Source organism: Rossellomorea sp. FS2, assembly GCF_047915635.1.
Classification (GTDB): Bacteria; Bacillota; Bacilli; order Bacillales; family Bacillaceae_B; genus Rossellomorea; species Rossellomorea marisflavi_A.
On the sequence record NZ_JBLRVS010000007.1, the window covers coordinates 360,104 to 383,987 of the forward strand.

The window sequence follows — 23,884 nt, forward strand, 5'->3', positions numbered from 1 at the left end:
TAAAGGAGAGACAAACATGGGACTAATTATTTTCTTGATTGTCGGAGGCATCATCGGTTGGCTGGCAGGACTAATTCTAGGTAAAAATGTACCAGGCGGAATCATCGGGAACATCATCGCAGGAATCATCGGAGCATGGATCGGTGGAAAACTACTTGGAAGCCTAGGACCTGTCGTAGGAGGAATGGCTATCATCCCGGCATTGTTGGGAGCCATCATCTTCGTATTTATCCTGAGCCTCATCTTACGCTCCACTAGAAAAGCAGCACACTAATAGAGGGTTTAAATCCCTGAGCAAAACGCGGTCACAGAATATTCTGATCGCGTTTTTTTGTGTTGAGTATATATTCTGATGAATATAGCTTTCTGATTTTCATGGGAGGGTATGAAATATGCAGACCGTTCCTTTCCGCTCTTTATTATTAGTCGAAGTTTTCGTTAGAACGTACTCGAATCTTTGATCAATCAGTGCGGAAACCAATAAACCACATCCCGCTTCTGTATGTGGGCGAGTAGAGAATAGGATGACCGCTCCTTTCCGCTGCAGGGCCTTGCTTTCCGCGGGGAGGCAGTCGAGCCTCCCTCCATTCCCGCAGGAGTCAAGTCCCTTCCGCTTCAATCCGCTCTTCGCTTTGGACATGGTTAGATTGTCAGAGAAGGAATAAATGGTGATGTCCAGAAAACTTCGAAACATAATAAAAAGCAGCCCGGATCAGGCTGCTTTGGTTTTCTTGGCTTTTCGTTCATTCATGATCTTTCTTACTACAGGGTACACGACTGGAGCCCATTTAATCACGTTTTTAACGAGTCGTTTCATTCATGTAACCTCCTTTATACTTTCCATTTACCCGGATCGGGTATGGAGGAAACCTATATGAAAAACCTTCCATACCCAGGGTTTACTTACTTTTTGACTCTGAGATTTTCCCAAGGAAGAATCCATCGATTTCGGATAATTTACCCCTCCAGAGGATTTTCCCCTTGGAAGGGGTGGGTTTGCTGTCACCACAGTAGACCTTTGCATTTTTAAGATGGATGAAATTCGCTTCTGACGGCTGATTTTCTTCTACCGCTTCACCGGCACCAGAAAGTTCTTCACTCACTTTCTGGGCTACTTCACTTCCCTCCTCGAATGCTTCGCTTAACGTCGAGAAGTACTCGGTTGCAGAGATCATGGTACCCGTCACCACAGCCCCTTTCAGGTTCAGTGTGATATCGAGGGAGAAATCATGTTTATTGGCAGCTATTGCGAAAAACTCCAAGATACTATCCTTATCCGTATGCCCGCTCATCTGGTCACCGCTCCTTCCATTCCCTGATCATCGGTCAACTGCATCTGATTACGATAGTGTGTCGTCATCGCTGGATAGCGTTGTATCATCGTCATCGTCTTTTTTGGAAGATTTCTTTTTAGACTTTGAGGAAGATTTTTTTGTTGAACCTTTCTTCGCTTTAGATGACTTGGATTTTGTTGATTTTTTCTTGCTGGATGGTTCATCATCCTCATCCTCGTCATCTTCATCATCTTCTTCGTCTTCTTCCTCTTCGTCCTCATCCGCATCTTTAGCAGCTTTACTTTTCTTTGTGGATGTTGCTTCTTCCTTTTCGTCCTCGTCTTCTTCGTCCTCTTCTTCCTCATCCTCTTCATCTTCACTTGATTGAGTCAGTTGATTCAATTTTTCCTCAAGCTGTTGAAGTCGATTTTGCAGAGATTCATTTTCCTCTTTTAGAGCTTCATAATCCGACCCTTCCCCGCTTTCATTGACTTCTTCCTGATCTTCCTGATCCTCATCTGTTTGATCACGCTTGAACAGATTGGCGGTTGATTGTTTCAACGATACGACAGCTTTCCGTGATGTTTCTTTTGCAGAGTTCCCAATTTCCAACCCTTTGCTCTTCAGCTTCTCCTGATCGATCTTACTAAGAAGTTTTTTCCCGTTTTCAGGCGTTGCCAGGTATCCGACTGTGGCTCCAAGAAGGCTTCCGGCCACTGTGCGTGTAATCGGACCGCTCTTACGTGTCTTTTTCTCTTCTTTGTTTGATTGAGTCGTGTTTTCTAATTCAGTGTTTTTTTCTGCCATTATGGTTCCCTCCAAAATAATTATCGTTTTATGGTTTATCCGATTTTTCAAATCGGTTCTTTCAATGCGATAAGATATTCAAATGATGATTTCAACTGGTTCGCCTTCATTACACTTGGTTGAGGCGGTTCGAACTGCTAAGCTGCTTCTCCAGAGATTCCAATCGTTCGGATAACTTCCGGTTCTCTTCTTCAAGGGCTTTTGCCTGTTGGTTTTCGGCTTTGGAACTCAGGTAAGGATCATTTTCCCACCAGTCCATCCCAATTTCTTTTGCTTTATCAACCGATGCTACGATGAGACGGATCTTGATGGTCAATAGCTCCACATCTGCGATTCCGACGGTGATATCACCAGCGATGACAACACCTTTATCAAGGACTTTCTCTAACACGTCCACGATGGTGCTTGATTGCATGGAATGTTCCACCATTTCTCCTCCTCTCTTACATCAGGCTTCCTAGTGGTCCAAGGTCGATGTTCAGATCCTCTGCATCAAGGCCGAAAACTTCCTTCAGTTCTTCCATTTTTTCTTCCAGGTTCATCAAAGCGACTCCGAGGTCTTCAATTTGCTGATCGGTCAGTGTGCCTCCTTCCACCCTGCGCATGGCATGCCTTTCAACGATTTGCCTGAGGAGCTCCACAACCGTCAACACTAGCTGTGCCAAGCCTTGCTCCGCTTTATCTGGGTCGAAGTTAATCCGTCCACTTGTCTGGCTGGCCGGTTGCATGGATCAATCCCTTCCTTTCGTGTTCCAATTGTTCTGAAGATATGGTCTTACGCGTTCCATTTTTATGTTGGACCAGGGTTTCCACTGAAGAAATCAGCACCCGAAGATCGAGGTAAACAAGGTCCACTCCCGCGATCGAGATGACCAAATCCCCTTTGATGGCAACACCTTTGTCCAAAATGATATCCAAGATGTCAATTAACGCGACATCCTTATTCTCGATAGATTCCCTGACGGTCATATGCTCATCCCCATTCTATGAGAAACTTGAAAAATGATAGGGTGGCCATGGACCCGTTGCTTCGAATGTCCAGCCCGCTTCCTTCCACTTGCTTTCAGACTGTTTGATTTCATCAACGAACCGATCGACTCCCTCTTTTGGAAGGAAGTAGACGCTGTTCCAAGCCATTTGTTCAGCTCGTCCAGTAACATCCTTACCCCAGTTTTTTTTCACTGTTCCCTCGGTTGCGTATGATTTCAGCCGTTCATGAAACTCCTCGCACATACGGTTCTTTTCATTTTCAATTACTTTATTTTCAAGCTGTTCCATTTTCTTCTTTTCGAAAAACTGTCTTCCCTTAGGGAGCTGTTTGATTTCCTCCCACTTCTCCGTGATGGAGGGGTGACTGATTGTTTCTTTGAGACGTTTATCGTCACAAAAGATTTTCACATTCCATTCTTCCTTACCTTCAAGATCTTTGAAGGCGTCCTTCAGAGAGGAAAGATGATTCCCCACTTTTTCCTTCAAACTGTCTTCATGCTTATAGATCGTGCAGAACTTCAGGGGAATGATGGTGTAGCGCTTTGACATCATCAGGACCGTTTCGTGGTGGTGGAATGCCTTATCCTGCAGCCACTCCATGTCATTCTCAATCTTGTTCTGGAGGACGGACTCCGAATATTCTTCATCCGGCAGGCCACATACGATGGCTGTGATCCCATCGATATCCAACGCATAAATATCATGTTCCCCGTCGAATCCCTTCATGGTTGGGACGGGCTCAACCTCCACCTCACTTGAAGGGACCAGTGCGTACAAGTAGAGCATGCGAGCTAACCTCCTTTCTTCTTCGTTAAATCTTCCCATTGTTCCATTTCCTTTGTTTTCGCTATTTCGTAACGCATCAGAAGTTCGTCTTCTTTGACTTGAAAGGCTTCTTCAGAAATCTCTCCGAGTTCGAACATCATCTGTAACTGGATCAGCTTTTGTTGGATGGTCGGCAGGTCGTAGAGCTCTTTGTCTGCTTCTTCCTTGATTTTCTCACCGACCTTTATGACGAGATTCAAGGGTGCCGATACAAGTTTGTGAAGCATTAGGCTTCCTCCACCTTCAATCTGATATTGACGAAGTTATAGGCTGGCCACGGACCGCTGTAATTGAAATCCGCTTTATCCTTCCAAGACTCATGTGCCTTGTTGACCAATTCATCGAATTCCTTTTCTTTATCCCGGTCAATCAAGAAGGCTGCATTCAGAAGCATCCGCTCACTTGATGGATCATTGGCTTTTGCCGATTCAGCTGCTTCCTGAAGGGGAGCAAAAATCTCTGATTTTATCTCTGTCTGAAGGTTCTGGAATACTTTCTGAGCCATCCCACCAAGCTGGATGCGCTCATAGTAACCCGCCGATTCAGATTTCCCTTTCAGTGATGTCGACATTTTTTCAACACCGGGAGATTCTTTTACGACTGATTCCAGCCACTCAGATTTCCCGATAACTTTTAAGCCGATCTCGATTTTCCCTTTAATGGCTGGGAATAACGTTTCAAACTGCGGATAAAGGTTTTCTAGGAGTGCCTCCACGTCTTCCTTCGATCGGAATACGTTCCCGAAGCTGATGGGAACGACCGTGTCACTCTGTTCCATCACCCTGGAGATGACTTGTTGGTGCATCATAAGGTTCTCCCGTTTGGGATGATAGATTTTCTGAGGGACCTCTGCTGCCACCATGGATGCATCTTTATAGGAAATCAAAAAGATGTCCCGCTGTTCTCCTTCCAGTTCCACTTTGCCTAGATCCATTTTCCCTTCGTGCCCGATGGCACAAAAGATATAAATCCCTGTTTCTTCACTCATCTGAATTCTCCTTTGACGTCATGTTCTTGCAAGCTTCCAACACGATTTTCTTTGCCTCTTCTTCAGGATGATCGGATTCAATACTGCGGCTCAGGGAATGGGTCGTAATATCCAAACAAAGGCGCTGAAAATCCTGATCATCCCCTTGTATGGGAATGTCCTGTTCCAGTGCGATCCGCGCGATCATCAGGGAGGCGCGCAAACTTGGCCCGCCGAGTCCATCGCGGCAATGACTGCGAAGCTCTGCAATCAAATTCGTAATCTCACGAGCTTCCGAAAGCACAAGATCCACTTTCTCAGAAACGATATGGGCTTCTTCCTCACTGGTCTTGAAACCGATCGGAATCGTGATCAAGCGGTCCAGAAGGGCATCCTGAGTTTTGTATACGCCTGCATACTCAGATGGGTTGCTTGTGAAGATCATCCTGAATTCAGGATGAACCCTTATGAACGGCTCTGTCCGTTTCGAACCGTAGAGGGGAATGACCCCTTCTTCCAATATGGAGAGGAAAAGATTATTCGTTGTCGGTTCGGATCGGGTGAATTCATCGTATACAAGCGTATATCCATTTTTTACAGCTTCCAGGAGACGACCGTCCCTCCAGTTCTCTGTGACCTGTTCATCTTTCTTGTAAACAGATCTGACGTAGTTATCCACTGTCTGTTTGCTTGAATAACCAATGAAATCCCCGATAAGATCACTGTTGTTCAATTCGTGGTTTCCATGCATCAGCATGACCGGACGCCTTCTTTTCTTTGCCAGCGTGAGGGCGAGGGATGTCTTCCCTGTTCCGGATGGCCCCGTAAAATGGACGGGATAACCAAGCTTCAAATAACTCATTGAGCGGCTGATCAAGTCGGTGGTCCCTTCATCTTGGACATACGATTTGCTGCCTTTTTGGATCTTCTGGGTTAAAACCGTCACTACCCATTCCTCCCGAATCTACATTTCCTGCCCGATGGCACTCCTGTACCTGACGTCCTTCCGTTTGAAGGAGATGACCTCCTTGTCTTGATTGAGAAGGACATCATACGTTCCGAGCATTTCATCTTTTGCGTATCGTTTCATATATTCTTTCTCTTCGACTACTTCCACTGTGAGCCTCCAGCCCTCATCTTCCGTCATTTCAACAGATGTAACCTTATGGACCGGAGCTACATGTTCTTCGAAGAATCCTTTTACACTTTTCATGATTTCAGTGATTTCCATAATGTCCTCCCAGCTTGAACGCCTGACTACATCAGGTGAAATAGGTTAGATGCTGAACTGTGAGTTCCGTTCATTGGACTGCGTTGCCAATCCTTCTTCCTGTACTTCATCACGGAGCAACCCGACGGCTTCCGCGTAACGCAACCACGTATCCACACTCGCGATCACGACTCTCGCCTCGATGGTCAAGATCTCTATCCCAACAACGGAAACCCTCGCAAATGCGTCAATTACAATCCCCTTATCCAAAATGCGGTCAATGACCTCTGCCAAACTGGAACTATCCGTACTTTTTTGAATCGCCATACCTAAATTCCTCCTTATGAAGTAATGGTTTTAATATCCTTGGACGATTTGATGTTTTCCGAGCTTTTGATATCCGTAGAGCTCTTGATAGACTGGGAGCTTTTGATGTTGCTGACGCCTTTTAAGTTCTTGGCGCCCTTTCCACCCCGGTCATCCGAAGAAGACATCTTTTCCTGAAATGCTTCGCCCGCTTCCTTGGCCTTTTTTAATTTTTCACGTACAGATAATAGGACATCCTGCACCTTGTCTTCTGCATTATCTGCTTTGCCATGGACTTTATCAGCGTTCTTTTCCTTGGCGTCCTCGAGCTTTCCGGATGCTTTCTTTGCTTTGGATTGGACGGTTTCTTCCACTTTTTCGACCGCTTTTTCCTTTGCCTTGTCCTTGAGCTTATCCTTTACGGATTCCGGAGCATGTTCATAGGCTTTTTTCGCCGTTTTTGTCGCTGCTTTTTTAATGGGATTCCCCACGGGATCACCTACTATTTCTTGGAGTCGACAAGTTTATTCAACATTTCTTCAATTCGTTCGAGGCGTTCATTCAAATCCTGATTATCTTCTTTGATCTGCTTGATTTCGTCGTTTTGGGATTCGTTTTCACCCGAGCCCTTCTTCTCAGTCAGCTTATTCTTCAGTGGGGACAGAACCCCACTGTCCATTTTACTGAAGTAGCCTGAAGCTGTTTGTCTGAGGGAGATCATCGCCTGTTCTGTGACGAACTCCTGGGCCGTCCTTCTCAATTCCTTTGTAGCGGCCTTCATCAGTTCAGATTTCCCAAGGCTTGCTGCCATCTTTTTCGTCGTACCCGGATTTGAGAGCAATCCAAGTCCGGCTCCGACCACTCCGCCGATGATTGCATATTGCATCGATCCGTTCACGTTTTCTTCTGTAGATTCTGTCTGCTTCTTTTCTTCTGATTGTTTGTTACTTGCCATGCCCATCCTCTTTTCTGTTCGTATTTTGTTGTATTTCAGATACTGCTTTACACGCTGAATGATTCAGTTGACGAGGTCTGGTACCCGATTCCTTCTTTTTCGACTTCATCCCGCAGGAGGCCCACTGCTTCTGCATATCGAAGCCACGTATCCACACTAGCGATGACCACCCTGGCCTCCACGGTGAGGATCTCTATCCCGACTAGGGATACTCTTGCGAATGCATCAATGACAATGCCCTTATCCAGTATCCGGTCGATCACCTCTGCCAGGCTCGAACTGTCTGTGCTCTTTTGAATGCTCATTCAAACTGACCCTCCAATTCGTCATGCTCAGGTATCTATTCAATTTAGTCGATGTTTACCTCCATTCCATCCACCCCTAAACCAGAAAATAATGGGTAAAGACTATTTCAGATGCATCTTTTGGCGAATCCAGTCGACATGTAATATTCCACGGCTTTCAAACCCTTGTGAATGCACACTCTTCCTTTCGTTCAACCAGTTATATTACAAATGTGTTACAAATATCAATAATCAAATTTCCTGCTCATTGAATGGGTTTTTCTTTGTGAACTGCCTTTAACAGTAGATCTTTTGACCTAAAAAAGAAGGCTGCACCCATAAGGATGCAGCCTTCTTTCATTTATTCATTTGTGATAAGAAATCACCCAGAAGATCGTCGAGACTCTCTTCTTCAGATTCATCCGCTACCGGTTCCTCAGGTTTCATCGCACTTTCCCAGTCGAATTGATCAAGATCTTCATCCGATGAAGGAAGATTGAATTCCTCAACCGGGGCCTCCTCTTCCACAGGTTCGAAGGTGGCACCAGCCGCCTCTTCCTGAAGATAGAGCGCCTCGTCTATATTGAGGGAACTGCTGTTCAAGGATGCGAGTAATGAAGCTGTCCTTACAGGATTCGACAGCAACTGGTATACAATGCTGCCGAGCAGCGCCTCCGAATGCTCATGTTTCAACCAATCTCGTTGAGACTTATCAAGCCCCTTCGGCAAGGGAATTGTGATGGCTTCCCGCTGTTTGGAGAGGTTTTCGTTCACGCCGTTGACAACGAGCTCAGCGATGCGACTGGAGAAATTGCGCCTCTCCGTTTCTTTGAGCTTCTGAAGATGTTTCAATATGTGATCCGGAGTATCCGAAGGAATCCTGAAAGTAATCGGTTGCCCTCTCGACATCCCTTTTCCGTTCATATCATCACCCTATTTTGATTTCGCCAGTTTTTGTTCTTCTTTCACTTTATCGGCTTTTTCACTCTTTCTTACATAGTCAGAGATGAGCTTGTAGTATGCATGGACCATCATCCAGATACTCTCTTTTTCATCCTCGAAGAAGTCGATGTTATAGCCATCAAGATTGTTGTTCAACGTCTTGATATATTCCTTCAGGACACTCGAACCGCCCCCGATGAAATAGCAGATTTCGGTTTGAGAATTCTTTTGCCACATATTTCTGAGATGGCGATATTGCTTTTTGGCCAGTTCAAGCATGATGCGATCCACTATATCGTGGACACTTGTCCTGCTTCCCTTCACCATAATGTGATTGCGGTCACTTTTCTTCGTGATGATTTCTACGACGTCGCGTCTGCTGTCAAGCTCCACGCCGTGACGGGAACGGATTTCTTCCCTGATCAACTCGAGTGACTCAGAGACCCCTAGATTGAATCCTTGGGCTTTGTCATCGTCGACTTTACGGTCTTTAATGACGGCGATATCAGTCGAGAGACCTCCTATATCCTGAATCAGGATGCGCTTATCGATCAGTTCTTTATTAATAATGTTTCCGTTGTTATCCATTACCAGGTTGATGAACGCTGCGAAACCTTCCGGATACACCTTCACTTCATCAAAGCGGATATTGACCTTCACACCTTGATACTGAGGGGTGACCAGGAATTCTACCTGATGAACGGATCCAAGAAGTTTTGAGCGGTATCCGACATCCTTCCCTTCCTTTACTTCACGGAGCGGAAGTCCGGTACCAAGCGTATAATTTGCTTCGATTACTTTATTATTCTTTTTGAATCCATCGTGTGCTGCTGCATCAAGCGCAAGGGAAGCGAAGAGCATGACGAGCGTTTGATCTTCTTCCGATTTGCTGCTTCCTGGATCAAGTTCTGTCGAGTTCGTACTTTTCGTTGCGAGATTTCCTACACGATAGATTGCATTATTATCTTTGAGAGTAGGGGAGTGGACACGGATATGTATACCGTCTAGTGGGCTTTGAGCGTCCAGCTCTTCAATTCCGATGATAGGACGATCTTCAATATCCCTTGCAATGACATTAGGGATGTTTACTTCTGATTCCAATTTACCAAATACACCTTTAAGAGAGTCGTTACCTACATCAATTGCGGCAATACGAGTCGTTGTCATACTAGCCATCCTTTCCCGAGTAAGAATTTGTAAAATTAGCACTCTTACTTTCAGAGTAAAGGATAGAGGGAGCGCGGTCAATCCTACTTTCTATCTTTAATTCTGGAAGAAGCATCCTGCATTTGTGTACAATTATGTATCGTTGTATACGAATATTGTACACATGCCTTTAAAACAGCATGTATACACTTTTGTGTACTTGTATACATTTTTGAATACAATTGTGTACAATATTGTAAACATGTAAACTTTTTTGTTTACATAACCTATCAAACTGTTTTTCCATTAAAAAGGAAATGTTCCTAGCATCTCTTTTTCCCGAAAATTAGTTTCCACCCTCTATCATCTTCAGTCAAAGAAACTCCCATCCAGCCCGCTGAAAGCAAATCCTGTTGCTCCTGGAATTCCTCCATGGCCACTTTCTTAAAAGGAGGAAGGATCTCAAACTCTCTCTTGAGATTCTTTACGAAAATGTACCGCCAGCTGCCACCGTATTTCCGTTTCAGACCGCCAATCATCAGTCCCTGTACAAATTTGTCTTTTAAACTAGGAATATTAAATGGGGCCACCGTACAGCAAATATAATCAATATCAGCTCTCGATCTTGTTAATTCCTCCATAATTAACACGCCCAATAGTTTTTGCAACCCATTGCCGCGTACCTTCTCAGAAACGAAAGAAGTTTCCTGATACACCACGTTCGACCATTCAGAACGCGGAATTGCTACGTCCTTCCCCAGGTGGTTGTTATCAACAGGAGGGAATAAAACCGCCCTCGCTGCGACAAGACAACCCTCCACGTACACTCCCAGGATCAAGCCGTTCCCCTTCAGGATATAGTCGAACTCTTCTTCAGATAGGGGCTGAAGACTGGCCGGTTCCGGCAGTCCAGATCTCACAGATTCCTGTAAAGAGAGTAGCTCCCCGCTCCCCTCCCCCTGTACTACCTTTACAACATAAGGGATGTGATGCTCGTTTAACGTACCAGTATGTATGATGGTCAAATTGATTCCTCCCATTTTTCGCAACCTCCCACTAGTGTAGTAAAGATTAAGGAAGGTGAATAGTCGCCTTGTGCTGCTTCAAATAAAAAAACCGCCGTAAAGGATTCGAACCCTTTGACGACGGCCATCTTCTGGATTATTGAGCTGTATACCCACCATCAATGACAACGGCTTGTCCTGTGACGCTTTTTGCTTGATCACTTGATAAGAACATAGCGTAATCTGCGATTTCTTTCACATCCAACAGACGTTTTTGTGGAACGAGCGGGTAGATGACTTCTTCAAGGACTTTTTCTACTGGTACATTTCTAGAGCTTGCAATATCCTTCATTTGTCCACGAACGAGCGGAGTGTCAACATATCCCGGACAGATGGAATTGACGGTTACACCATCAGCTGCGGATTCGAGTGCTGCTACCTTCGTAAGCCCAATGACACCGTGCTTGGCACTATTATAGGCTGCTTTACCTGCAAAGCCGATCAATCCATTGATGGAAGAGATGTTGAGGATACGTCCGAACTTCTGCTCTTTCATAATGGGAAGGACGTGTTTAATGGCGACAAACGGTGCCGTCAGCATGATTTTTATCATCAACTCGAACTTTTCTGTCGGGAATTCTTCAATTGGGGATACGTGTTGAAGACCGGCATTGTTGATGAGAACATCGATGCGGCCATATTCTTTATGGGCTGCCTGGATCATATTCTTAATGTCTTCCTCGCTTGTCACATCTGCTTTCAAACCAATTGCTTCATATCCAAGATCTTTTAATTCCTGCGCTGAAGCTTTGACACCCTCTTCGTTAAGGTCGGTCAATACGACTTTACTTCCATTTTCGGCGAAGGTTTTACCGATTTCGTATCCAATTCCACTTGCTGATCCTGTGATGACTACTACTTTGTCGTTTACCATGATTCAAACACTCCTTGTTGGTTAGATATCTGTTTTCTTTTACCCATTTTTTCCTTTTTCCAATACTTACAGTCTGCTTTAGATGATGCCGAGAGACGCCATGATGATGGCAACGATGACGGCAATCGTCGGGATGATCAACCCTACGATGAATACGTCTTTGTAGGTTTCCTTGTGCGTGACGCCAGTGACTGCCAGAAGCGTCAAGAGGGCGCCATTATGAGGCAGGATGGATGCTCCCGAGGCAATGGATGCCATGCGGTGGAAGGCTTCAGGGCTGATGCCCGATGACTGGGCGAGTCCTGAATAGGTATCGCCCAGTGCCTGCATGGCGATTCCCATCCCGCCGGAGGCTGAACCTGTGATCATGGCAAGTACCTGTACGATCAGGGACTCTGAAATCAAGGGATTATCTGAAAAGCCAAGCAGGACATCGGTGATTCTGTCGAAATCCGGAACACTTGTCACAACTGCCCCGAATCCGACAGCGGCACTTGTGTTGATGATGGCCATGACCGACCCCTTTGCCCCTTCATTTACAGACGGAATGAACGCCTTATACTGCTTGGCATTCGGGATGAGAATCAAAAGGATCCCTGACAGCAAAGACGGAATGGGATCCCATTTCACACCGTTCAACAGGATGACGACGACTAAAAGTGGTAACAGGGATAAGATCCAATGTGGCAGAGGGCCATCTTTCTCCACTTCTGTTGAGTTTTTCGGTGCGATAAAGTGCAAGCCCGAGGAGGCGAGTCGTTTCTGTCTCCAGGTGAGCCAGAAGTATCCCCCCACTGCCATGACGATGGTCGCCCCGATACCCATGAACGTTCCTGCCATAGGCGTCGTTCCGAACGTTTTCATGGGTATCAGATTCTGGATCTGCGGTGTTCCCGGCACTGACGTCATGGTGAACGTGAATGCACCAAGTACGATGGTCGGGGCAATGAGGTTGCGGGTGATATCGGCTTTTTTGAATAGAGCCAATGCAATCGGATAGATGGCGAATACGACCACGAAGAGGCTGACGCCCCCGTACGTAAGGACTGCGGAAGCGACGAGCACGCCGAGGATGGCCCTCTTTTCACCGATGATTCTGGTGATTTGGAAAGCAACTGATTTCGCCGCTCCCGTGTCTTCCATCAGTTTTCCGAATACGGCTCCAAGAAGGAAGATCGGGAACCACTTCTTTGCGAAGTCGACAAAACCTGACATATACGTGTCGGTGTATGCGTCCATCAGATCAAGGCCGCTTAACAGTGCGACGATTCCCGCGACGATGGGGGCCACCCAGATGATGGACCAGCCTAAATATGCGAAAAACATCAGCAGTGCAAGGCCGATGATGATACTTAACAATGAATTTCACCTTTCTTTCAAGGACCTTGGTCCTGTTCATAAAATAGACACAAAATGAATGCATTAGAAATTTTACTCCTCCCATTTCGATAAGTAAAATGAATTAATACTATAATTAGTATGCATAATATCTATATAAAATGGAGGCGAGTTCCCATAGATATCCGTCAACTCACCTACTTCAACGAAGTAGCCAAACATAAAAGCTTTACCAAAGCATCACGGGTCCTTCACCTGTCCCAGCCTACCCTCAGCAAGATGGTGAAGGGCCTTGAGGATGAGCTGGAAATGGAGCTTATCGACCGGTCATCCCGGCAAATTCAGCTGACAGAGGCCGGACAGATCGTCTATGAACAATCAAGCGTCATCCTTGAATCACTCGACCATCTGTCCACTCACCTGTATGATCTGATGCACTTGAAGAAAGGGAAAATCAAAATTGGAATCCCACCGTTGATCGGGTTCCTATATTTCCCCAAGCTGATCAAGTCATTTAAGAATCAGTACCCCGATATCGAGATTCAGCTGATCGAGCATGGGGCCAATCAGGTGACGCAAGAGGTGAAGGACGGTCTTCTCGATCTTGGGGTCATCGTCATGCCCCTTGATGAGGATTCACTCGATATCATTTCCATCATCGAAGAGCGGTTGCATTTGTTTGTTCATTCGGATCACCGGTTTGCAGCTCGTGAATCCATCACGATGAAAGAGCTGGAGGAAGAAGAGTTCATCTTATTCAGCGAAGGATTCACTCTTCATGATCGCGTAATCGAATACTGCAAGGAAGCTGGATTTAGCCCGAAGATTGCCTACGAGAGCTCACAGTGGGATTTTATCAACGAAATGATCGGAGAGAATCTCGGGGTGTCCATCCTTCCCCAGTCCCTAACGAAGAAACTGAAGACCTCTTCCGTCACTTCTGTCCCCATCAAGTCTCCCGGGCTGCCTTACAAGTTGGGTGTTGTAACGAAGAAGGGAAGGTATGTATCCTTTGCGTCCAAGAAATTCATTGCGCATATGAATAATCATTTCTCTCATTCATAAACTTCATATATCATATAATATATATGTATTTTACTCATAGTTTCTCCTGCGTTATCGTAGTAGGTGCAGATCACAACAGGAGGGATTCAACATGAGTAAGTACGAAGCCGGACTGGAAAAACTGATGGAATACACCCTTTCAGGCAATAAAGACGTTCCCAGCCACCTTAAGATCTCAGAGGACTTGGAGAGCATCGCACCTGATGTGGGGAAATACATTATTGAATTCGCATATGGAGACATCTACTCACGCTCCGGTTTGACGAACCAACAGCGCGCATTGATCACGATTTCGTCCCTTGTGACCCAAGGTACGGAGCCTCAATTGGAGCTTCATATCAATACGGGCCTGACGGCAGGACTGACGGAAAAGGAAATTGTAGAAGCTATCATCCATTTGATCCCTTACACAGGCTTCCCGCGCGTGCTCAACGCCCTTGAAGTGGCCAAGAAGGTCTTTGCCCTGAGAAAAGAAGAGTAACACTCAGAGCGCCCGTTCATCGGGCGCTTTTTTCATTCCACAGGCATCCGTTATTGTATAATGATGGAAGGGGTGAGGATCATGAATCATAATTATGTACTTCATGAGTGGGGAAAGGATTTTCATTGGGAAGGAACGGGACAGATGTCCATAAAAACCTTCAGACGAGGGCGTGCTCTCTATGAAGCGAACGGTGGCTTCTACAGCGTGGAAGAGAATCGATATCTGCTCGTGAATGAGGGCGAATATTCCCTCCATATCGAGGAAGAGGAGCCTGTTGAATCATTCTGCCTCTTCTTCCGATCAGGCTTTTATTCAGAAGTGTCTCGGACGTTGGAAGCCTCCCAGGACCAACTGCTCACAGATCCTTTCAAACCTGTTGGAGAAGATGGATTTTTTGAAAAGACCTATCATCTCGGGCCACGTCTTGAGAAGATGCTTAGACTGACGAAGCACGCCCATCACGACAGGGAACTTGAAGAATCCTTTTATTCCGTCATGGAAGCCATCCTGGCCGATCAAACCACTGTTCCTCAAGAGCAGGAGCGTTTATCTTCTTTAAAGCGGTCAACACGTGAAGAACTATTCAAAAGGCTCAGCAGGGCCAACGAATACATACGAGCCTACTGTCATACAGCCCTCAACCTTGAAGACATAGCGCGCGTTGCCTGTCTATCTGCCAATCACCTGCTCAGAAACTACGGGCAATTGTTCGGTGTCACGCCAAAACAACACCTGATGATGTACCGGATGGACAAAGCCAAACTCCTCCTGAAAGAATCCTCTAAGTCCTACACAGAGATGGCTTATGATCTCGGATTTTCAAATTCAGCATCCTTCAGCCGCTCTTTTAAGCTCCATACAGGATTATCACCCAGGCAATATTTTAAAAAAGGTGATTTTTGATAAGTATTGGCGGCGAAAATCAATTACGATGGTGGAAACACACGAAAGGTGGACATAAAATGATCAAATCAGTCGGACAAGTCGGGATCCCCGTCAAGAACATCGAGAGGGCGACAGCCTTTTATCAGGGAACCCTGGGACTCCCGCTTCTCTTCCATACGGATACAATGGCCTTCCTGCAATCAGGGGACGTAAGGATCCTCCTCACCTTGCCGGAAAAGCAGGAATACGACCATCCTAGCTCCGTTGTGTATTTCAATGTGGACAGTACGCGTACTGCTTATTTGGAGTTGAGGAATAAAGGCGTGGAAGTCTCCGGGGAACCACATGTGGTGTCCAAAATGGGGGAAATTGAGACGTGGATGTGTTTTTTCAAGGATTCTGAAGGGAATACGCATGCATTAATGAGTGAAGAAAGAGCTGAATAGCATATGTATAGCACGAAAAAGCCGGGAATCCTGAATCGATTCCCGGCTTTTTCATATTCGATTACGCTTTTTTCATGTTCTGACCTGCACGTGCCCAGGCAATCATCACCGCGATGAGAAGCAGGAGACAGATCCCTGCAAAGATGATGATGAGGAGAGACAGAGAGGATGATTTTTCCCCCTGCTCTTCCAACGAGCCCAATTTGGCCGTTTCGGTTTCACTGAAGAGCTTCAGATTATCGGCTTTTGCCTTGATGGTATTCGTATCTTTTTCCGTTCCTTGAAAGAGGGCATCCAATCGCTCTTCAGATGTTTCACTCCCGGCACCATCAAAGGTCAATCCCTTCTGCTCTTCAGGAATGGTGCTCCGTTCGTTGTTATACAGATTCCTTTCATGAATCAGGTCTGTATTTTTCCGGAACTTATTATCCTGATAATCATTCGGGACGAGATCTTCAATATCCGTATTGGCAAGTACCGGAGCCCCTGTGAAGAGGAGGCTTGCGAGAATGGCCACCAGAAGGATTTTAGCCTTCATAGGCTTCATCACCCTTGCCGCCCCCTCCATGCCCCTTATTGCGTCCCAGGAGCACTTGTAGGACGACAAGTGCCGCCAGGATGAGGCCCATGATGAGAGCGGCCTGTCCGAACTTGGAATCCGTGCCGTATTGAATCGATAGATACACTGTCGACATCGGATCTTTAAAGCTGAAGTTCGGCGTTGAAAGGGCGAGAAGCGGCGTGACAAACAGAGCGACGATCGCGACTGAGATGAACCAGCCCAGGAGGCGATGAGTGACAAAGCCCATCCGGACCAGTCCTGAACCTGTCAGGAGGAGCAGGATGGTGAATACCGTCCACTCCACTTCGCGCGATTCTCCAAGGGAATAGATATCGAGTCCGTAAAGACTGATCAGGAATCCTACAATCAAATTCAGCAGGAGGAACAGCACTCCCTGGAGCCAGAGCGGTACACGCTGGAAGTAATAGCTTGTATAGCCGATCATAAGGCTCGAGATCAGGATGATGAACAGGATGACGACCGGAGGAATCACGCTGTCTTTCTTCTCCTGAGGTACGTCTCCATTCACCTTCAGTGGATTGGTAAGGAAGTCATATACGTATCCGTTGGATTGACCGTCAACAAATGCGTTCCCGAGGATGCTGAATACATCATCACGCACCATTTGCGTGGATGCGACATTCGTCGCCCACTTGTTGTTCAGCGTATCGGCATCATTTTGTACGTTGGCGACATTGGATTGCAGATCGGTCGTATAGGATACAATCGTACTTTGATTGTCCTGCACATTCGTCAGGAACGAATGGATCGTCTTGACTTCACTCACAACCTGCTGCTGATTTCCGACGACTTCAGTGCCTGATGCACCATTGTTCGGAGTCGGAGCGGTTTGTTCAGGCTGCTGGATGCGCTGAAGCACTTTTCCGGCATCCTGGCTGATGGCGTTTAGGTTTTCTGTGAGTTGTTTTTGGTTATTATTGAGGGTTTCATTGTACTCTGCCATGAAGACGGTAAATGAATCCTGAAGGGTGTTGAGTCCATCCTGGGTGGTCAGAAGCCTGTTCGTATTCATGTCTTCCCACATGGCTTTTTCCCCATCGGTTACAGAAAGGATCCCCATGACTTCATTTCGTACATTTTCATCATCAAGTACGGTCTTCTTCACTCCATTTTCCTGGAGCATCCCGTTCAATACAGCTTCATACTGATCCAAGTACGCATAGTATTTGATCAAGTCCATGAGCTTATAATTATTGATGCCCCTTGCGAAATAGCCGCCAAGCTCTTCTTTTCGTTTAGAGGACAGGGCCGGTGACTGAAGGATGGATGCTTCCTTGGCATCAATCTCTCCGACGATATTCATGATGTTGTCCGAGAACATTTCCAACTGTTTCGTCAGGATGTCATTATTCTCGTTCAGTTCTTCGATATGCTTTTTCAGCGATTCTTTATCGGCAAGCAGTCCGGTAACCTTTGCTTCGAGCTCTTTGATGCGCTCACCGAGACCGCTGTTCTGATTGGTCAATGCCTCTACTTCTTTAAGAAGCTTATCCACTTCTTTCTGAAGGGGATTTTCTGTGTTCGTGTTCTTTTGGTCGAGGCTTGACTTTACCCCGGCCAGGCGCTCACCAAGGGGTACCAGCTTTTGAATAGCCTCGGTCAACTGTTCAGGAGTTGGTACTTCCTCCCCGGAGAGTATTCCTTGAATGGCTGCCATATCTGCGGAAATTTCATTAAGCTGTGCAATTTCCGGAGTCAGGTCAGGCGGGACAGGTGCAGAATCTCCCGGTTTTCCCGGTCCATTTCCATTTCCAGGGTTTTCACCGTTGCCTTCACCTGGTGCATCAGGGTTTCCTGGATTGCCTGGATCCTCATTCCCCTCTTCATCATCGGATTCCTCAGGCATTTCAGGCTTCACCGGTGGATCAAAGATCACACCGTCCCCCTCGGAAATTTTATTGTTCCATTCCTGGATCGTCCCCTGCAGATTATCCAGTTTCCTTGTATCCTGCAGTTGCTGGTAATAGTCCAATACTCGGTCCTGGAAGCTGTAGAAATCCTGAACTTGGCGATCGACCTCAGCCATTCGGTTCTCTTTCAGCGCAGCAAACGCATTCTGGTTGTCCTTCATTTTTGCATTCAGCTGCTCCATGCCGTTATCGATTTGACTGCCCTGCTGTCCGAACAGCTCTTTTTGCTTCATATACATCGGCTGGGCGTTTTGAGTAGACTCGTCGATCATTTGTACCGACTGGGATTGCACCTCGGCAAGGAGCTGCTTTTGGTTATCCTGGTATTCCCGGTACTGGTCGACGTACTCAACGAATTGAGTCAGCCTCTCCCGGAAGGACTCGAGGGTATTTTCCTGTTCAGGCACACGGCTGTCTGCCTGCTTGATGGACTCCTGGAGCCCGAGAAGCATGTTTTGTTGCTGTTCGATCTGGCCGGCAAGATCCTTGGACGATGGCTTGTAGAAAGCAAGCATCGTTTGCTGGAAGGTTTGCTCCTTTTCAAGGATTTGATCGAACTCATCTCGGACATTTTCCATATCCGCAGATACGTAGTTCCAGTAGAGGGTGGACATTTTGTTGTTCACTTTTTTACTGGCCGTTTCGATTTCACGTAGGACCCTTTCTTTATTCACTGAATTCAATTGGGTTTGCACTTTGAAGTTCAAATTGGTTTTAACCGGTCTTTCTTCATCATAGGTCATTATCTTTTCAGAAAAGTCGGAGGGGATGTAGACCACTGCATCATATTTCGATGTTTCAAGGCCGTTCTCACCCGCACTCCTTCCGACGACCGTCCATTCATAGGAAGACTCATCACCGAGTAATGATGTGACGTCGCCCCCGAACTGCAGGGATTCCCCGTCCACTTCAGTACCCGCATCTTCATTGACGATGGCAATCGATTGGGTGGCATTCTTCTCTACCTTCAGAGGGTTATCACCGACAGAACGAAAGAAGAGTAACGGTGTGGCCAGGATCATTAAGATGGCTACCAAAAGTTTGACCATGCTTACTTTCTGTGTCATGCGAGTACTTTCCTTTCTGTTACCATGAGTGGTATTTGTAATTTGATTTCCTTGCTGTTTTCGACATAGTAGCCGAAGCCCGGTTGAATATCGGGTTCCTTTCGGTCATAGCTGAGCGTATAAAGGGTCTGCTCGGACTTCTTCATCAACACGATGGCCTGTCTGATCTGTTTCAACTCGGTGGTGAGTGCGTCATACCCTTTGGACAACTCATTATTGCTGCCGCTCATGATGATATAAAAGCCCAGGTGGGAGTAATTCTTCATGCATTTGACGATGCGATCCTGCAGTTTGGTATCCACATTCTGAAGGAATCTTCCATACCCATCCGCCATGAGATAGATTGGCGGGAATTGAGGAAGGGAGTTTCCGTCGGTGATGGACTGGTTGTATTGTTCTTCCCTTGCAGCGAAGATCTCTTCGGCTTTCGTCAGCCAAATATCGATATGCTCGCGGTTTTCCATATAAACCACCTTGTCCTCTTTCATCATGTGGATAAGACCCCTGTCGATGGAATCGAAAATGGCCAGATGCTCCGTATCCTGTTGAAGGATCGTATTGGCCATCACCTTCAAGACGTTCGTCTTTCCTTTTTGGGCTTGTCCGAGGACGAGGCAGTGCTTGGTCTTCTGGAAATTGACATAGACCGGTTTGACCGTCTCTTCGTTCAAGCCTACAGGCAGCAGTCCCTGTCGCTGGGTTTGGTCTGTATACTGTGTGAAATTGACCATGGTCAGTTCTGTTGGAAGCATCGGAACCGGTTCTGGAAGGCTCATACCGGAATATTTCTCCCGCAGGAACTGGACGTCTTCTTTTAACCGGTTCAATTGTTCATAGTCATCCTTCCCTTCTGAAGGGAGGAAGATCTGGGAGAAGAAGGCTGTGTCCTTTTTGACGATGGCACGGCCCGGAATGGCTTCCGGTTCGAAGTCGACGCGCCCAACCAGGGTCTGGGTCTCCGTTTGGTCCATCAGATAATGAGCAATCTTCGTCTTCAGGTTATTCATCAATGATTGACGGACGGAGTTCACCCGGGTCGCTGTAAGAAGCATATAAACCCCGAGGGATTGGCCGTCCCTCGCCAGCTGATTCATCTGTATTTCAAAGTCCATCATTTCATCTTTGACAATGTCATAATTATCGATGGTCACGAAGAGGAGGGGCAGCTTCTCTTCGCTGACCGTGTTGTACATCTTGATGGAGCTTACCTCTTTTTGCTGGAATAACCGTTTCCTGTTGGCCATTTCTTCATCCAGGATCGACACGAATTTTTCAATCTTCCTCTCCTGATCAATGAGGAAGTAATCGGCCGTGTGAGGAAGCTGTTTCAATGGGAGAAGCCCCCCATTGCCGAAGTCGAGGAGATAATAGTGAACCTCTTCTGGCGTTAAGCTCCTGGCCATCCCCATGAGGAGCGTGATGGCCGTTTGCGTCTTCCCGTAGCCTGATGATCCGAAGATGCCGACATTGCCGTCCTCGACCACTGTATACCAGTAAGGCGATTGACTTTGTTTCTCCGGCTCATCGATCGTTGCCAGGAAGACCTGGTTTTCTTTAGGCGAGGTCTCCCTCGGCAAGTACAATCGATCAGCCAATGGCGGCAGCCAAGGGCTCTGGAGTTTCTCGATATTCATCGCTGACTGCATCTCTTCGATGCGATCCACGACGGCGTCGATCTCTGATTGCACATCTTTTTGACCACCCGGGCTGGATGACACTTCGGATAGAGGAATGAGGCCAAGGTCGGTCACGATGGCCACCTCATCTTCCGCTTCATAGGAATCCTCCTGATACGGTGCACCGCTCCATGCCGATTGGAATAGATCGTATACTTCATTATTTCCGACTTGGAGATAACCACGGCCCGTCACGGTAATGGCAGCTGCATCGGAATTTTTAAGGATTTCTCGACTATCTTCCGAGTTCTGTACTTTCAATGCCACCCTGAACCGGGCATTACTCCAGATCTGATTATCGATGACCCCTCCAGGCTTTTGAGTCGCCAGGATCAGGTGGACACCGAGGCTCCGCCCGATACGGGCAGCGGAGACAAGCTCCTTGATGAAGTCAGGTTCTTCGCTTTTCAACTCTGCAAACTCATCGGAAATGAGGAAGAGATGCGGAAGCGGCACTTCGGTTTTTCCTTGCTTATATAAACGGGTGTAATCATTGATATGATTGACTTCATATCGGTCGAACAGGCGCTGGCGCCGCTTCAGTTCACTTTTGATGGAAGCAAGGGCGCGGTTACTGAAGTTCTTGCTCCCTTCGATATTGGTGATGGTCCCCAACAAATGCGGAATATCCTTGAACGGCTGCGCCATTCCCCCACCCTTATAGTCGATGAGCAGGAAGGCCACCTCATGTGGATGGAAATGGACCGCGAGTGAAAGGATATAAGTTTGCAGGAACTCACTTTTCCCTGATCCCGTGGTACCTGCAAGGAGTCCATGGGGGCCGTGTGCCTTTTCGTGAAGGTTCAACTCCACGAGGTCTTCCTTTCCTTTCAGTCCCACCGGTACGGCGAGGGACTTGGCCGATTCCCTCGTCAGCCAGTTTTCCTTGATCGGAAGCTGCTGAACGTCGTTCGTTCCGAGCATCCCCAGGAACGACACACTTGTCGGGATTGAATTGGTCATCCCGATCTGATGGTTCAGTGTCCTTAGCATGCGGGCATAACGCTCATTGCCTTCCCGGTCGTAAGCATCCAATTTGAACGGGATCTTGACCGCTTTCTTCTTCTGAATCAAGATATCCCCCTGCTGATCATTGATGTACCGGACAAGGGTATGGATATTTTCCGACAGGCTCTCCTTTGCTTCCGCCGCGAAAATGACGGACATCCCGAGATGGGCATACTCCCCTTCAAGATACTGAAGGATTACGTGGTCGGAGATCAGCTGATGGTTCGTGACGATGAACACATAGTGGGGTGAATAGATCACCTTTTCCTTTGCATCATCGTCTATATCCCTTTCCCTCAACACTTCATAGATGGAAGACAGAATCTGATCGCGGGTCTTTTCGTTATAAATGAAGCCTTTGGCATAGGATTGCGGGAGTTGGAAATGGGGCAGATATTTCATCCATTCCCACTCGCCGTATTCTTCTTCGTCAAAAATGAACACGAAGCGAAGATCATGATAGCTGTGGAAAAAGGCAAGCTGTCCGACCATCTGATGAATTTCGTTCTTGTAGACGGCTTCCTTCCCGATCAAGCCGATTGCCCCGAGGCTCAGTTCTGCTTTGACGGGCAGATGGTCGATCTCACTATAGACTTCTTTCATTTTTTGAGATTGCTCCAATAGATCATCCATTTCCCGGTTGGCCATATCGCTTGAGCTCAACGAAATGGTGTAACTTGCGGGAACCTTCCCTGTCCCAAGGCGGAACTCAAGAAAGTCGGGGCTGTCAAGGGTCCTTTCCCACAAACGGTCAGAGAGCTCTTCCGTCAGGTACTTGATCCGTTCATACGACGGATAATGGAACTGGAGCACATCGGTCTGCTTCTCGGCGAGGTCCTGGAGCTCCTGCCGTTTATTTTTCAAATAGCTCGTATATACGCGCTCCCGCTTTTCTTTCGCCTTTTTCCTTGTTGATTTATCCTTGAAGAACTGAACGGTGGACGTAATCAACGTCGTGGTGAACATGACAAGCGAGATGATGATGAAGATCCCCCTTGGAATCACAAGGGCAATGAAGCCCATGACAACAAGCATGACAAGCGGCGGCAGGATGATGATCCACAAGCTGCGTCCCGAGTCATCAGATTCCTGGCTTGGGAACGACAGCTGCACTTTTTCTTCGGGAAGGTCATAGACCATCCGGGGCGTCCGACGATAATTCGGATACTTCTTCTTCATCTCGGACAACGGCCGACGGGACTCGGGCAGATCAATCCCCATCTCCCCTACTCCATGGATAGAGATCAGATCATCCTCCAACAAGGAGATGGTCACATAGGGGGTGAAGACCATATCTCCCGTGCGGATCTCCGTTTTTTTTCTGATCCGCTCCCCGTTCAAGTAAAACGATCCGGAGTCTGGATGCAGCACCCATCGTCCGTTCTCCCCCCTGTACCATTCTCCCGATACTCCCTCATGATGGGGCATAGCGATATGCACACCCGTCCGAGAACCTATGAACATCTCTTCCAAATGGCCGATGAAGTACACATTGTCTTCTTCCGCAAGCGGGGCTATGAGAATGGAAAGTTTCTCACTGCCAGCCTGGCACGTCCATTCCTTTCCGGGCTTGATCTCTTCTTCCAAATCTCCTTTGATCCGGAACGATGAACCGAGCTTTTCAATAGACAGCGTTTGCCATTCGGTAGGGAGGGAAGGAAGGGTCACCGAATCCGTGAGATTGCGCCCGATCGTTACCGTTTCCCTGTCCGTATTGATTCTGTAGTACTGGTACTGTTCCTTATATAAAATCCACAGGGCATACATTCAATCACCCA

General features: G+C 47.0%; 29 protein-coding genes. 5 read left to right on the forward strand and 24 right to left on the reverse strand.

The features are described 5' to 3' along the window. Positions 1-16 precede the first annotated feature (16 nt). Complete coding sequence (locus ACNA6I_RS21160) at positions 17-274, forward strand: GlsB/YeaQ/YmgE family stress response membrane protein (protein ID WP_063191081.1); 258 nt, start codon at positions 17-19, stop codon at positions 272-274. 99 nt (positions 275-373) lie between these two features. On the opposite strand, the gene ACNA6I_RS21165 is transcribed toward ACNA6I_RS21160, so the two are convergent. The 21 genes from ACNA6I_RS21165 to ACNA6I_RS21265 all read right to left on the reverse strand — a co-directional run bounded on the left by ACNA6I_RS21165 (position 374) and on the right by ACNA6I_RS21265 (position 13,003). Continuing rightward, on the reverse strand, positions 374-694 hold the full coding sequence (locus ACNA6I_RS21165) for a hypothetical protein (protein ID WP_416314131.1): 321 nt from the start codon (positions 692-694) through the stop codon (positions 374-376). Positions 695-712: 18 nt separating this feature from the next. Further along, a complete protein-coding gene (locus ACNA6I_RS21170; protein ID WP_231578687.1) occupies positions 713-817 on the reverse strand; it encodes a hypothetical protein in 105 nt (34 codons plus the stop codon). Between the two features lie 82 nt (positions 818-899). Continuing rightward, entirely contained in the window at positions 900-1,292 is a 393-nt protein-coding gene (gene gvpU, locus ACNA6I_RS21175) for a gas vesicle accessory protein GvpU (protein ID WP_048004767.1), read from the reverse strand. A 48-nt stretch (positions 1,293-1,340) separates the two neighbouring features. Continuing rightward, the gene (gvpT, locus tag ACNA6I_RS21180; RefSeq protein WP_048012086.1) at positions 1,341-2,081 is read right to left on the reverse strand and encodes a GvpT/GvpP family gas vesicle accessory protein; all 741 of its coding nucleotides are present in this window, start codon (positions 2,079-2,081) and stop codon (positions 1,341-1,343) included. Between the two features lie 109 nt (positions 2,082-2,190). Further along, positions 2,191-2,511 (reverse strand): gas vesicle protein, encoded by a 321-nt coding sequence (locus ACNA6I_RS21185; RefSeq protein ID WP_048012087.1) that lies wholly within the window; start codon positions 2,509-2,511, stop codon positions 2,191-2,193. Between the two features lie 13 nt (positions 2,512-2,524). After that, positions 2,525-2,809 carry a gas vesicle protein K gene (locus tag ACNA6I_RS21190; RefSeq protein ID WP_048004764.1) on the reverse strand — a complete coding sequence of 95 codons (285 nt, stop codon included), beginning with the start codon at positions 2,807-2,809 and terminating at the stop codon, positions 2,525-2,527. Then, positions 2,775-3,050 carry a gas vesicle protein gene (locus ACNA6I_RS21195; protein ID WP_048004763.1) on the reverse strand — a complete coding sequence of 92 codons (276 nt, stop codon included), beginning with the start codon at positions 3,048-3,050 and terminating at the stop codon, positions 2,775-2,777. Before ACNA6I_RS21195 ends, ACNA6I_RS21190 begins: the two co-directional genes overlap by 35 nt. A 15-nt stretch (positions 3,051-3,065) precedes the next feature. Further along, the gene (locus ACNA6I_RS21200; RefSeq protein ID WP_063191293.1) at positions 3,066-3,857 is read right to left on the reverse strand and encodes a GvpL/GvpF family gas vesicle protein; all 792 of its coding nucleotides are present in this window, start codon (positions 3,855-3,857) and stop codon (positions 3,066-3,068) included. Positions 3,858-3,862: 5 nt separating this feature from the next. After that, entirely contained in the window at positions 3,863-4,123 is a 261-nt protein-coding gene (locus ACNA6I_RS21205; protein WP_048004761.1) for a gas vesicle protein GvpG, read from the reverse strand. Continuing rightward, positions 4,123-4,884: a GvpL/GvpF family gas vesicle protein gene (locus tag ACNA6I_RS21210; protein WP_416314132.1), complete on the reverse strand. Its 762-nt coding sequence runs from the start codon at positions 4,882-4,884 to the stop codon at positions 4,123-4,125. Before ACNA6I_RS21210 ends, ACNA6I_RS21205 begins: the two co-directional genes overlap by 1 nt. Continuing rightward, positions 4,877-5,809: a gas vesicle protein GvpN gene (gvpN, locus tag ACNA6I_RS21215; RefSeq protein ID WP_063191291.1), complete on the reverse strand. Its 933-nt coding sequence runs from the start codon at positions 5,807-5,809 to the stop codon at positions 4,877-4,879. Before gvpN ends, ACNA6I_RS21210 begins: the two co-directional genes overlap by 8 nt. A gap of 18 nt (positions 5,810-5,827) precedes the next feature. Then, the gene (gvpO, locus tag ACNA6I_RS21220; protein WP_048004758.1) at positions 5,828-6,094 is read right to left on the reverse strand and encodes a gas vesicle protein GvpO; all 267 of its coding nucleotides are present in this window, start codon (positions 6,092-6,094) and stop codon (positions 5,828-5,830) included. Between the two features lie 45 nt (positions 6,095-6,139). Then, positions 6,140-6,400, reverse strand: a complete 261-nt coding sequence (gene gvpJ, locus ACNA6I_RS21225; RefSeq protein ID WP_048004757.1) for a gas vesicle protein GvpJ — start codon at positions 6,398-6,400, stop codon at positions 6,140-6,142. Between the two features lie 14 nt (positions 6,401-6,414). After that, positions 6,415-6,870, reverse strand: coding sequence for a gas vesicle protein GvpQ (gene gvpQ / locus ACNA6I_RS21230; RefSeq protein ID WP_048004756.1), 456 nt, complete (start codon positions 6,868-6,870; stop codon positions 6,415-6,417). Between the two features lie 11 nt (positions 6,871-6,881). After that, on the reverse strand, positions 6,882-7,334 hold the full coding sequence (gene gvpT, locus ACNA6I_RS21235) for a GvpT/GvpP family gas vesicle accessory protein (protein ID WP_063191290.1): 453 nt from the start codon (positions 7,332-7,334) through the stop codon (positions 6,882-6,884). 47 nt (positions 7,335-7,381) lie between these two features. Beyond that, positions 7,382-7,639 (reverse strand): gas vesicle protein GvpJ, encoded by a 258-nt coding sequence (gvpJ, locus tag ACNA6I_RS21240; RefSeq protein WP_048012091.1) that lies wholly within the window; start codon positions 7,637-7,639, stop codon positions 7,382-7,384. A gap of 336 nt (positions 7,640-7,975) precedes the next feature. Continuing rightward, the gene (locus tag ACNA6I_RS21245; protein ID WP_231578688.1) at positions 7,976-8,527 is read right to left on the reverse strand and encodes a hypothetical protein; all 552 of its coding nucleotides are present in this window, start codon (positions 8,525-8,527) and stop codon (positions 7,976-7,978) included. Between the two features lie 24 nt (positions 8,528-8,551). After that, positions 8,552-9,727, reverse strand: coding sequence for a ParM/StbA family protein (locus tag ACNA6I_RS21250; RefSeq protein WP_079514180.1), 1,176 nt, complete (start codon positions 9,725-9,727; stop codon positions 8,552-8,554). A 302-nt stretch (positions 9,728-10,029) separates the two neighbouring features. Further along, entirely contained in the window at positions 10,030-10,746 is a 717-nt protein-coding gene (locus tag ACNA6I_RS21255) for a GNAT family N-acetyltransferase (RefSeq protein ID WP_416314133.1), read from the reverse strand. Positions 10,747-10,867: 121 nt separating this feature from the next. After that, positions 10,868-11,644, reverse strand: coding sequence for a 3-hydroxybutyrate dehydrogenase (locus ACNA6I_RS21260; protein WP_048004751.1), 777 nt, complete (start codon positions 11,642-11,644; stop codon positions 10,868-10,870). A gap of 78 nt (positions 11,645-11,722) precedes the next feature. Further along, complete coding sequence (locus ACNA6I_RS21265) at positions 11,723-13,003, reverse strand: GntP family permease (protein WP_416314134.1); 1,281 nt, start codon at positions 13,001-13,003, stop codon at positions 11,723-11,725. 156 nt (positions 13,004-13,159) lie between these two features. On the opposite strand from ACNA6I_RS21265, the gene ACNA6I_RS21270 reads away from it, so the two are divergent. The 4 genes from ACNA6I_RS21270 (at position 13,160) to ACNA6I_RS21285 (ending at position 15,862) form a co-directional block, all read left to right on the forward strand. Further along, positions 13,160-14,047, forward strand: coding sequence for a LysR family transcriptional regulator (locus tag ACNA6I_RS21270; protein ID WP_048015690.1), 888 nt, complete (start codon positions 13,160-13,162; stop codon positions 14,045-14,047). A 91-nt stretch (positions 14,048-14,138) separates the two neighbouring features. Further along, positions 14,139-14,528 (forward strand): carboxymuconolactone decarboxylase family protein, encoded by a 390-nt coding sequence (locus ACNA6I_RS21275; RefSeq protein ID WP_048004749.1) that lies wholly within the window; start codon positions 14,139-14,141, stop codon positions 14,526-14,528. 81 nt (positions 14,529-14,609) lie between these two features. Next, positions 14,610-15,434: a helix-turn-helix domain-containing protein gene (locus ACNA6I_RS21280; protein ID WP_063191286.1), complete on the forward strand. Its 825-nt coding sequence runs from the start codon at positions 14,610-14,612 to the stop codon at positions 15,432-15,434. A 59-nt stretch (positions 15,435-15,493) separates the two neighbouring features. After that, positions 15,494-15,862: a VOC family protein gene (locus ACNA6I_RS21285; RefSeq protein WP_048004747.1), complete on the forward strand. Its 369-nt coding sequence runs from the start codon at positions 15,494-15,496 to the stop codon at positions 15,860-15,862. Between the two features lie 61 nt (positions 15,863-15,923). On the opposite strand, the gene essA is transcribed toward ACNA6I_RS21285, so the two are convergent. The 3 genes from essA to essC are packed head-to-tail and all read right to left on the reverse strand — an operon-like array spanning position 15,924 to position 23,873. Next, positions 15,924-16,400, reverse strand: coding sequence for a type VII secretion protein EssA (essA, locus tag ACNA6I_RS21290; protein ID WP_187427008.1), 477 nt, complete (start codon positions 16,398-16,400; stop codon positions 15,924-15,926). Continuing rightward, positions 16,390-19,422: a type VII secretion protein EsaA gene (gene esaA / locus ACNA6I_RS21295; RefSeq protein ID WP_416314135.1), complete on the reverse strand. Its 3,033-nt coding sequence runs from the start codon at positions 19,420-19,422 to the stop codon at positions 16,390-16,392. Before esaA ends, essA begins: the two co-directional genes overlap by 11 nt. Further along, positions 19,419-23,873 carry a type VII secretion protein EssC gene (gene essC / locus ACNA6I_RS21300; RefSeq protein ID WP_416314136.1) on the reverse strand — a complete coding sequence of 1,485 codons (4,455 nt, stop codon included), beginning with the start codon at positions 23,871-23,873 and terminating at the stop codon, positions 19,419-19,421. The genes esaA and essC overlap by 4 nt, the downstream gene beginning before the upstream one ends. Positions 23,874-23,884 lie beyond the last annotated feature (11 nt).